This window comes from Paenibacillus wenxiniae (genome assembly GCF_039822605.1).
Lineage (GTDB): Bacteria > Bacillota > Bacilli > Paenibacillales > Paenibacillaceae > Saccharibacillus > Saccharibacillus wenxiniae.
The window spans coordinates 105798-117084 of record NZ_JBCGUH010000016.1; the positions used below are offsets into that span (position 1 = coordinate 105798).

An 11287-nucleotide genomic window follows, 5' to 3' on the forward strand; every position below is an offset into this window, starting at 1 on the left:
AGCATGTGAGGTTCAGGCTACACTTGAGTAAGTCATACGCCGTATTAACGGCATTTATAGAGGATTAGGATTGTTACTGGTTTGCAGGCAAAACCTAAGCCGCCAAAGCGAGGAAAGCTGAGTCAGCTCCTTCTGTTTTGTCGTGCTTACGGTTTTTTTGTTATATAGGCATATCTGCCTCTACGCATACCTGCATCGTATCCGTCCCACATAGATCATTGCATTGATCTACAGCCTCATTATGGAAAAGCAGTACCGCTTTATGATCGAAAAGCAGTGAATGCCGATATACAGAATAGGCATCCTGTTGTTAGTAGACGAGATCGTTGTTTGCAGACTAGATTCATGCTACTGTACGAAGTTGGATCAGGGTATAGAGATCGGGGGTTCATATGAAAATTGCCAAGGTCATCAATAACAATGTGGTTAGCGTCTATCAGGCAGATGGCACAGAGCTGGTCGTGATGGGACGCGGCATCGCCTTTAAGAAAAAGCCCGGCGAAGAGGTAGAACAGCATAAAATTCAAAAAGTGTTTGCGCTTAAAAATAAAAAAGCGTCTGACAACTTTAAAATGCTATTGCGTGAAGTTCCGATTGATCTCATTGTGATCGTTGAAGAAATTATTGCGTACAGCCGCCAAACACTTGGCAAAACGCTTAACGAAAATATCTATGTATCCTTAACCGACCACGTGAATTTTGCGATTGAGCGTTATCAGAAAGGGCTGGAGATCAAAAATGCGCTGCTGTGGGAAATTAAGCAGCTGTACCGTGAAGAGTTTGCGATCGGGCTACGCACGTTGGAGCAAATTCGCGAGCATATGGGCATCGAGCTTCCTCAGGATGAAGCCGCCTTTATCGCCATTCATATCGTCAATGCTGAGATGAATGAGGAAGTTGGCACGACGATGAATATTACCAAATTTATGCATAGCATTATTAATATTGTGAAATATCATTTTAAGACGGAGTTTGAAGAGGATTCGCTAAGCTATTTCCGCTTTATTACCCACCTTAAATTTTTCGCACAGCGTATTGTTCATGGTACGCATTATGACAGCAATTATGATCATCTGTACACGATGATCAAGGAACAACATCGCGATGCTGCTGCGTGTACGGAGAAAATACGCATATTTGTCAAAAAGGAACATGGACACGAGCTTACGAATGAGGAAATGCTTTATTTGACTGTACATATTGAACGTATCGTCAGCCGTAGATAATGACGTTTCCATCTGTGTCCAACACCTTTTTACCATTTTCTTGCTGTGATTGGATCGTATATTCAATTTAAACTATCGTATATCCGTTTAAAAATAATGCTATTGATGCGGCTGTAAATATAAGCATTGACAAATGAATGTAAGCGTTATATTGTTAGTTTAACAACCGCATATAACCTGATTCGGATTGTTACTGGTTATGCAGGCAAAACCTGAGTCATGAGAAACGGCAAGGACCACTGTGTTCTTTTTTGTCCTCCGTTTGTCATGGCTCAGGTTTTTTGTTTGCCAAAATTTGGAGGTGTCCCCATGAGTTATGAAAAACTGGCAAAAGAGATCGTGCAAGGTGTCGGTGGAGAAAAGAACGTCGCTTCGCTCGTCCACTGTGCAACCAGACTTCGTTTTACGCTAAAAGATCAGTCTAAAGCGGACAAAGCAACGCTGGAAAAAAACGATGGGATTATTACGGTCAAAGAAAGCGGCGGACAATTTCAGGTCGTCATCGGTAATACCGTGCCTGAAGTGTACGCAGCAATTGGTGACGTATCCAATATCCTGGATGATCACAAAAAAGATAACGCTTCCGTTCCTGGTAAAAAAGGCTTTGGCGCAATTATCGATATCATCTCCAGTATTTTCGCTCCGCTACTCGGCGTGATGGCAGGTGCAGGTATTTTGAAAGGCTTACTGCTCATCGCAACCAATGTAGGCTGGCTTAGCACAAAGGAAACGACGTATACGATTCTAATGGCAACGGCAGATAGTCTGTTCTACTTCCTGCCCCTATTGCTGGCTGTGACCACGGCTCGTAAGTTTGGTGGGAATACGTTTACCGCATTAACGATTGCCGGTGCGCTCGTCTATCCTTCGATCGTTGAGTTGAAAACAGCAGGTACAGAAACGGTATTTTTCGGAATTCCTGTTATTATGATGAGTTATTCCTCCACCGTCATTCCAATCATCATTGCGGTCATTGTGATGAGTAAGCTGGAGAAGCTATGCAACCGCTTTATTCATGAAAGTGTCAAAAACTTTGTTACTCCGTTAATTTCACTCGTTGTGATGGTGCCGCTAACATTGCTCGTATTTGGTCCATTTGGTGTGTATGTTGGTAATGCCATTGCCACCAGTCTTGTCGCTGCATTTGGCTTTAGTCCACTTATTGCTGGCGCAGTTCTGGGTGCTTGCTGGCAATTGTTCGTTATTTTCGGTGTACACTGGGGTCTTGTACCGGTGTTTATTAACAATATCGCGGTACATGGACGTGATGGTATTAAGCCAGCCGCTGCTGCTTCGGTCTTTGCGCAGACAGGTGCAGCCTTTGGTGTGATGCTGCGCACGAAAAATAAAAAGCTCAAAACACTCGCTGGTTCAGCTACTCTATCCGCCCTGTTCGGCATTACCGAGCCTGCGGTATACGGGGTAACGTTGCCGCTGAAGCGTCCATTTATCGCTGGTATTATCGGCGGTGCAGTCGGTGGTGCGATTATCGGTCAGGCGGGTACGCAGGCATTTGCTTCCGGTGCACCAGGTCTGCTCACACTGCCTATTTTCTACGGTCCGGGTGGTCAAGGTTTTCCTGGTCTGATTATCGGGATTACTGCATCATTCCTCATTTCGGCTACACTGGCATATGTGCTTGGCTTTAAAGATCCGGTTGAAGAAGCTCCATCGGAAACGCCTGCCACTCCAGTGAAAGGCAATGCAGGTCAAATCGATGAAAAAGTGCTGAGTCCCGTTGCCGGTCATATTGTGCCGCTGACTGAAGTGCCTGATCCTGCATTTGCTTCGGAAGCGATGGGCAAAGGCGTCGCGATTGAGCCTGCTGCCGGACGTGTTGTTGCTCCTTTTGATGGTACGATTACGGTTGCATTTAAGAAAAAGCATGCGCTGGCAATTGTGTCGGATCATGGTGCAGAAATTCTCGTTCATGTCGGCATTGATACGGTGAAGCTGGAAGGTAAGCCTTTTACACTACATGTGAAAGAAGGCGATCGTGTCACTGCCGGTCAATTGTTGCTGGAGATGGATTTGCAGCAAATTCGTGACGCAGGCTGTGCAACGGTTACGCCGATTATCGTAACGAATACGTTTGAGTACAAGGACGTGCTTCCGCTTACAGAAGGAACGGTACAGGAACAGCAAGAATTGCTCGGTATTCAAGCCGCTGTGTCGGATAGCAGTGTTGCTACGACGACAACGCCTGGCAAGGAAGTGCTTGCTTGAACCTGATGGTGGTGTGATTGTGATAGCTGCTCCGTGAATTGCCATCGTTGATGTAACTCCTCGTGTCTCGTGTCTCGTGTCTCGTGTCTCGTGTCTCGTGTCTCGTGTCTCGTGTCTCGTGTCTCGTGTCTCGTGTCTCGTGTCTCGTGTCTCGTGTCTCGTGTCTCAGCGATTATAGACAATCTTCGTGCTTAAATACAACAGAAAAAGACCATGCTCTACAATAATCTCATTGTGCAGCATGGTCTTTTTTATTTGGAAGCTACAGTATGCATATCGATCAGTGTACATCGACTCAAATGGATAATGATGCATCTCGTCTGGAGTTTCGTTGTACTGATGATCATGCTTCTACTTCGAACTTCTATTTCAGGCTTCACTTCCGCTCAGACTGCTTCCCGACTTTTACTCCACTTCTGCTGCCGCTTCAGATTGTACTTCTGCTACTGGTGCCGGGCCGGTCAAGTCGATGGAAATAATACATACATCTTCATGTTGACGATTCAGGCGCGCCAGTTTACTTAAAAAGTTGTCATTATCCAGATACAGCAAGCTTTGGGCATATTGCTCCAGCTCTTGAATGACCGTCTTCGGGTTCGTGCCTGGACGTGTAATCAGCCCATTCGTGTACAGTACGATGCGAGCATCACCTGTGTAATCGATCGTTTTCGTATCGGTATCCATATCGTGCTTCATACCGATCGGTTCCGTTGTTACACTCAGTCGTCCAGCAGGCTCGCCTTCCGTTAACAGTAACCCTTGCGTATGGCCGGCATTAAAATATTCCAGCTGTCGCTTATTCGTATCAACCATCACATAGATTGCTGTAAAATAAACAGTGCGGCGCATTTTACCGAACAGGGTACGCATTTGGCGATTCAGCTCAGCGCATACTTCTTTTGGTCGACGGTAAATGCCAACAATCCCGTCCAGCAAGGAACGAATGGACATGCTGATCAGCGCTGCTGGAATTCCGCTTAGCGATACATCGATTAGTAGAATACCATATTGATGATCGTTAAATGGTTTCCAGTAAAACATATCCCCAGACACATCAGACGATTGCATAAAGCTACTACGAATGCTGATGCCCTGCTCCGTTAGCGGCGGAGTCATCACACTGCTTTGTAGGTGACGCGCCAGTTGTAGGTCTTTGCTCACACGACTTTCCCATTCCTTACGCGCATCCATCTCCTTTTTCAGACGCAGCGCGGATTGTACACGTGCTAACAGCTCGTAATCTGGCCCGCCTTTTTCGATAAAGTCCATGCCGCCCACATTAAAAGCTTCTTTAAAATGCGCTCGATCCGCCGTTAAGAAAATGATCGGTAGATCCTGATATACAGGGATACTTTTAATTCGTCGACATGCTTCGATGCCATCCACTTCAGGCATGACAATATCCAGTAATATCAGATCAACGGCTACGGGTTTACGTGGTATCTGGTCATCTTGCATACCGAGTCGCTTATATGCTGCCTGCGCTGAGTTTGCCGTCCATACATCCTCATAACCTGCGGATTTTAATGTATTTTCCATATACGCCAGATTCAATTTGGAATCGTCGACAATTAGTATGCTGCTCATGTTTCTGTGCCTCCTGAAAATAAAGGGTATACTTATTTTTCGTCCAAAAGAGGGCAATATGTAATAGCAATTAAGTTACTGTCTTATACCAATTGCATATGAATCCGTAATAAACACCAGACGCAAGATAACATCATCAAAATAAACGCATACAGACCGACTATTCGCTCCCTTTTACAGGAATCGTTTAGCCGGTCTCTTCAGCTACCATCATAAATTCAAGCAAAATCGCCGTGCCATCCGGACTTGTATGCAGCATAATCCGATCCGCAGACATATACATGACGGCAAAGCCTTTGCCAAGCGAACTTTTACTGCTATACCCGGAGACGAGAATCGTCTTAGGCAACTCATGCAGCGGAATGCCTGAGCCGTGATCTGTAATATAAATTTGCAATCGATTCGCCTGTTGATAAATCCCGATTTGCCCTTGCTCTGCATGCTTGATCAGATTGGTTACTCCTTCGGATACCGCAAGCTTGATGCTCATCAGCTTCTTCGGATATTGCTGTCGATACCATTCCGGCACATGCTCCATCACCAGATTGCGGCTGGATGAGACATCTCCACGCGCCTGCACTTCCATACCGTCCAGTCGTTCGCCCAGCTCACGTTCAATCTCCTGTGGATGCAGGCAAATATCGATTTTGCTATGCGAAAGGGTGCGGATCACATCACGATAAGAACGTAGTGTATTGTAATGAAGGTCTTCGCGATATTGTAGCGCTGGTGTAATATCCGTGAGCACCACATTGATCCGATCCGGTTCAGGATAAAAGTAAGCTTCATACGTCTTCCCTTCACTCGCCAGCACTTCATAAAAGCTTTCAGCTACAAGTAACGCCCGCTCTGCCAACACTTCAGCATCGCTAATAATGCCAGCAGGTACATCCGCTAATCCGGTTCCACATAACTTCCCATCTGCTCCATATCGTAGCAGTCTCGTTCCACCTGTGATACTTGCCAGTTGTTGTGGCGGCTTATCCCCATCATATCGAATGACGGAGGAAAGTTCAGCCGATACCGATATATCGTCATGAATGACATACTGACGCAACCAGGCGATGGTACCTGCATGAATACGCCAGATTAACTGCGGATCAAGCTCTTTTCCCGCCATCCGCTGTAACTGACTCATCACGTCTTCATTTTGCGAATATTGACGAATGAGATATTCCAGCTGATTGCACAAATAAATAATTCGCGATTCGTATGGAATGGCATTTCCTTTGAGCCGATCTGGAAAGCCCTTGCCATCGAACCGCTCATGATGATGCTTAATCCATGCGGCTGCACGACGATCACCGGTAATATTGCCGACAATCTGTGCACCTTTGATCGTATGGGATTCATATTCATGCTGCTCGCTTAGCGACAGCGCACCACGCTTAGTTAGCACCTCCAGCGGTAATAGCATTTTTCCAATATCATGAAGGGCGGCAATGTTAATCAGTTCCGGGCGATGCTTTTTCGGATAATTGAGTAGCTCCAGCACATGCTCGCAAATAATACCTACATTACGCCCATGCCCTTCGCGGTTAGACAGTCGCAGCTCACCGATTCGAATAAATTCCTCTACACCCTGTCTGCGCAAACGAACCTGCTCGATATAACCATGTGAAAAGAATATAATGAGCAGCAAAAACAGTGCTGTATATAATGCTTCATATGCAATATAGCCCAGCGATACATATTTCAAAAAATGCGGCACAATAATCGTGCATAACACTACAGGTACAGCCAGCTCTTTAAGCCGTATACGTAAGCTACCTAATAAAGGCACATGACCGATACTATTCGATACGACCACAGCCATAAGCACATACAAGCCGCTAAATAATAGAGCACCCACCGCTGCCTGTACATACATATGAATCGATGACTGTACGATGCCATCGACCTGCTGCATCGCTTGATAAGCAACATACAAACAGATCGCATATTTGCCTTGCGTCGATAATACACGAAAGCCATGAATGCGCCGCCACTGAAAGCCTGCCCGTCTAAAATGAGTAATCACATTACTAAGCGTAACACCTACCAGTGCATAGATCGGTCCATATGCCAGCAGCAAAATCAGAAAGCCGGCCACACTTGCACTGTATTCCTCACCGCTTAATAGCCGGACAGGAAATAAATCCAATACGATGATAAATAACAAAATTGGCAGTCCAACCCAGAGCAGACTATCCAGATGCCAGATCATATACACCAGGCTGGCCAGGCCTATAATACCGAGCGGAATCGTATACAGATTCTTTTCATTCAATTGCTAAAAACGTCCTTACCCAGAATTTCATCCAGTTGCAGTAATTCAAATACTTCCATTACTTCAGGCTGAACATGCTCCAGCAATACGATTCGCTCCTGCTCTTGTAAGCCCTGTACTAGCCCAATCAATAAACCAATGCCCGATGAATCGACAAAATGAACCTGATCCAAATTCAGTACGACCTGTTCTTGCGTCTGTAGTGCTGGCTCCAACTGCTCCTCAATCATGTCGCCAGCGTCAATATCGATATCCCCTTCACAATAAACGACCATTCGTCCATCCTGCTCCTGCAATCGATACGAAAACATCGTCATCCCTCCCCATGCCATACAAATTCGTTATCACTGTTTATACGTGCTGCCACATGTTCCATATCTTTCGTAAACTGATGCATCCGTTCACCAACCTGAATCGTTGTTCCTGCCAAAATTTTCTTGGCACGGATCACCGATGTAGCGCCTACATGCAGTGACGTGCTTCCTGTTCCAGGTGAGCCGGCTTCTTGCAGCGTCATACCACCAACCGCATGATACGTGCCCCCTCGCAACGTACCATTTGCCTCCAGATGTCCTTCACAATACAGATGGGCATTATAGCAGCCTTTTTCAATGATCAGATTACCGCCACAGCGTACATGACTGTTCTGCACATGATGCAAACGGGCGAAAATCTGCTCCATCGCCGGTACAACGACAACCGAATACAGATAGCGTGTACGCCGGATCAAGCTTTCCAGATCATCGGCTGTACGAAAATGACTGGAGTCCCCCGTCAAAAATCCACGCTCTAGTTCCTCATAATATCGTTTCCAATCATCGCTCGGAAGCACGACATATTGCTCTTTCAGCGCAACCATCCGCTGGAGTATTTCATGCATCCCCCGGAATCTGCCCTGAAACAATACTTTAAATAGGGGAGCTAATCCATGCTCATCCATATCGTCCAGTTTAAACGCAGACGCACTACTTACCTGACGAATCGCAGCCTTGAGCAATTCGGATTGCTCTGCAATCGATTGAAGCAGTGGGGCAATCTGGCCGTAAAATAGATACATTTGTCCAACGACCACCTGACTGCTGATCACATTGGCGTTCACAATTAGCGATTGACCGGCTACAATATGCGCCATATTAATATTGCCGCGCACATGAATATTGCCTTCAGCCTCTACTTTCATCGTATCCTGCACCGCACCACTAATCTCTACATCACCGAGAAAATGAATATTGCCTGTCGACAGATTAATATCGCCACTTTGCATCAGCTTGGGCACAATTGAAAGCTTGATATGATAGCCCTGTTTCACTTGAGTAGGCATACCGGCACGCTGAGCGATCGCACGCAAACCATCGTCGGATAAACTAACATCTTTACCTGCCAAAATTTGCACCTGGCGCACGGGTGGAGCCGCCACAGAACGTCCAAACACATCCGTTCCATCCTGTCCCGGCTGGGCTGGACGCACAACGCCGATCAAATCACCCTCAGCGACAGATGGAAACTCACGTGTCTCCCGATAATCGATCGTGCCGTCATGACGCAGCTTCGGCTGTACTTTCTTCGCTTCGGTATTCGCCCGTAGTTCGAATATGCCATCCACACCCGGAATAGGTTCCGTACCGTTTGCAATGATAAACTCGCCTGGCTCCGAGGAACGACAAGCCGCTAGGATCGCCGCTTGATCTACACCATACACGACGCCAAGCGTTTGAAGCTGGTCCGTCACACGAGCCGGTTCAATTGGCAAAATTTCACGTCGCTGGCCGACACGCAGCATTAGTCTGGACTCCGGTTCGGTATCGAGCAAATAACGCTGAATATGACTGCCTGGCTCTACATGTAAACTCACCTGCATCGCTTTAGGTTCAATCTGGATTTGCCAGAGTGGTTCACGCAGTTCCTCAGTGAACGTAATTTCAATTCGATCATGCTCGCTAATCTCTGCTGTCTGTCCTGCCATGAGCGGCTGTCCATTAATTAGTATGTCTCCACTTTTAAACGCATCCAGTCTCGGTAAGCTACCACCAGCAAATGTACGCACACGTACTTCGCCACCTTCGATCCAAATCTGCCCGTCTTGTACAGATTGGGAAGCTTTCATATCGGAAGATGGCTTGACAGCATTAGCATCTGCTATCGATTCAGACGGTTGTATAGTATCCAGCACGGATAAACGTTGCCGGGTCGAAGCTGTTCCAGCAGACTGGTGTTCGGCAGCATTAGCAATGTCCGCAGATGATGGATAAGCTGCTGATGCGATACGTTCAGAAGTAGGATCGGTAGTTGAATGATCCGACTGCTCTGGCATCAATGTTACTTTAACTACGGCTGGTCGGACATTGAAGCCCAGCAGTCCTTTATTTTCCTCATCGATAATCTCAATACTGACCTGTTGCTTGCTCGCTTCTAGCAATGTCAGTGCACGATCAATCGCTTGTTCAACGGTTTTGCCTCTGGAAACTATGCTTCGTTCCATCGATCTCTCCCCCATTCCCGATCGAGCATCAATCCAATTCGATTGATACGATGCAAATATCATCATCTCGATTGCGATTTAAACGCTCTAATTTGTCTACAAACGAATCATTGCCCACATAATGCAGGCTGTCTGCATATTCTTCCAGCCGATCAATACCAAATTGAATCGACATCCCCGGCCGTTCCACCAGACCATCTGTATATAACACAATCCGGCACGGTGCCTCATAAGATAGCTTAACGGTATCCAGTTTCATATCCGGCTTAATCCCAATTGGAACGGTGGTGCCTTTTAGCTTGACAGGAGCTGCATTTTGCTTCAAAAGTAACCCTGGCGGATGACCGGCATTTACATATTCCAGTTCGCGCTGCTCCAGATCGATCAGTACATAGATCGCTGTAAAATAAGCCGAACGCCTCGTTTTACCAAATAAGAGCCGCATTTGTCGATTAAGTTCCGCACACACATCACTCGGCTTACGATATAACCCTACAATACTGTCGAGCAATGAACGAATCGACATGCTGATTAATGCTGCCGAGATGCCATGCCCGGATACGTCGATCAATAGTACACCGCATTTGCGGTTGGAGAACATTTTCCAATAAAACATATCCCCGGACACTTCAGCAGATTGCATATATCGGCTATGGATGCGAATACCGGGTTCGTCGAGGGGGGCATGCAGCACACTTCGCTGCAAATGTTTAGCAAGCTGTAGATCTTTTTGCACTTTTTCTTCCCAATTTTTGCGTGTATCCATTTCTTTTTTTAAGCGGAGCGCGGATTGTACACGCGCTAATAGCTCGTAATCCGGCCCGCCTTTTTCGATAAAATCCATCCCGCCTGCACCAAATGCTTCTTCAAAATGGGCACGATCCGCCGTCAGGAAAATAATCGGCAAATCCTGATACATTTCTGTATTTTTAATCATGCGACATGCTTCAATGCCGTCGATATCCGGCATCACAATATCTAATAGCACCAGATCGATATCGCGGCGCTTCTTCGGATGCTGCTCTGCTTCCATCCCTAGCTCGTGGAACGCTTCCAATGCTGAATACGCCAGACGAATATCTTCATAACCGGCAGTATGCAAAACATTTTGCAGATAGGCAACATTCAGTCGGGAATCATCAACGATCAGTATGCTGCTCATTAGACACTCCTCCGCAATCGTTATACTATATTTTTCGTCCTATACTGCTCATTATGTAATAGGAGGATGGGATAAATTTGGAAATGAGTGCGTTATCATAATAAGAGAAAGACGAGCCGATTACACAGCTCGTCTTCTCTATGGGTTATATAAGATGATGTTCCATAATATGCGTTTTGTCGTGCAACTTTACAAGTTGTCCTATACCTGTATCTGTATCTGTATCTGTACCTGTACCTGTACCTGTACCTGTACCTGTACCTGTATCTGTATCTGTATCTGTATCTGTATCTGTATCTGTATCTGTATCTGTATCTGTATCTGTATCTGTATCTGTA

At 46.1% G+C, this 11287-nt stretch carries 8 protein-coding genes; 2 read left to right on the forward strand and 6 right to left on the reverse strand.

Annotation, left to right across the window (positions count from 1 at the left end; all coding sequences use genetic code 11):
- Positions 1-392 precede the first annotated feature (392 nt).
- Positions 393-1226, forward strand: a complete 834-nt coding sequence (licT, locus tag AAHF22_RS20525) for a BglG family transcription antiterminator LicT (protein ID WP_347326881.1) — start codon at positions 393-395, stop codon at positions 1224-1226.
- Positions 1227-1535: 309 nt separating this feature from the next.
- Positions 1536-3452, forward strand: a complete 1917-nt coding sequence (locus AAHF22_RS20530; RefSeq protein WP_347326882.1) for a beta-glucoside-specific PTS transporter subunit IIABC — start codon at positions 1536-1538, stop codon at positions 3450-3452.
- A gap of 405 nt (positions 3453-3857) precedes the next feature.
- Here AAHF22_RS20530 and AAHF22_RS20535 read toward each other — a convergent pair whose 3' ends face one another.
- The 6 genes from AAHF22_RS20535 to AAHF22_RS20560 form a co-directional block, all read right to left on the reverse strand.
- Positions 3858-5039 carry a PP2C family protein-serine/threonine phosphatase gene (locus AAHF22_RS20535; protein ID WP_347326883.1) on the reverse strand — a complete coding sequence of 394 codons (1182 nt, stop codon included), beginning with the start codon at positions 5037-5039 and terminating at the stop codon, positions 3858-3860.
- Positions 5040-5226: 187 nt separating this feature from the next.
- Positions 5227-7308 (reverse strand): HD domain-containing phosphohydrolase, encoded by a 2082-nt coding sequence (locus AAHF22_RS20540; RefSeq protein ID WP_347326884.1) that lies wholly within the window; start codon positions 7306-7308, stop codon positions 5227-5229.
- Positions 7305-7619 carry an STAS domain-containing protein gene (locus AAHF22_RS20545; protein ID WP_347326885.1) on the reverse strand — a complete coding sequence of 105 codons (315 nt, stop codon included), beginning with the start codon at positions 7617-7619 and terminating at the stop codon, positions 7305-7307. Before AAHF22_RS20545 ends, AAHF22_RS20540 begins: the two co-directional genes overlap by 4 nt.
- Before the next feature lie 2 nt (positions 7620-7621).
- The gene (locus tag AAHF22_RS20550) at positions 7622-9787 is read right to left on the reverse strand and encodes a flagellar assembly protein A (protein WP_347326886.1); all 2166 of its coding nucleotides are present in this window, start codon (positions 9785-9787) and stop codon (positions 7622-7624) included.
- 28 nt (positions 9788-9815) lie between these two features.
- On the reverse strand, positions 9816-10949 hold the full coding sequence (locus tag AAHF22_RS20555; RefSeq protein ID WP_347326887.1) for a PP2C family protein-serine/threonine phosphatase: 1134 nt from the start codon (positions 10947-10949) through the stop codon (positions 9816-9818).
- Positions 10950-11094: 145 nt separating this feature from the next.
- A partial coding sequence (locus AAHF22_RS20560) for a hypothetical protein (protein WP_347326888.1) occupies positions 11095-11287 on the reverse strand: 193 nt, incomplete at its 5' end.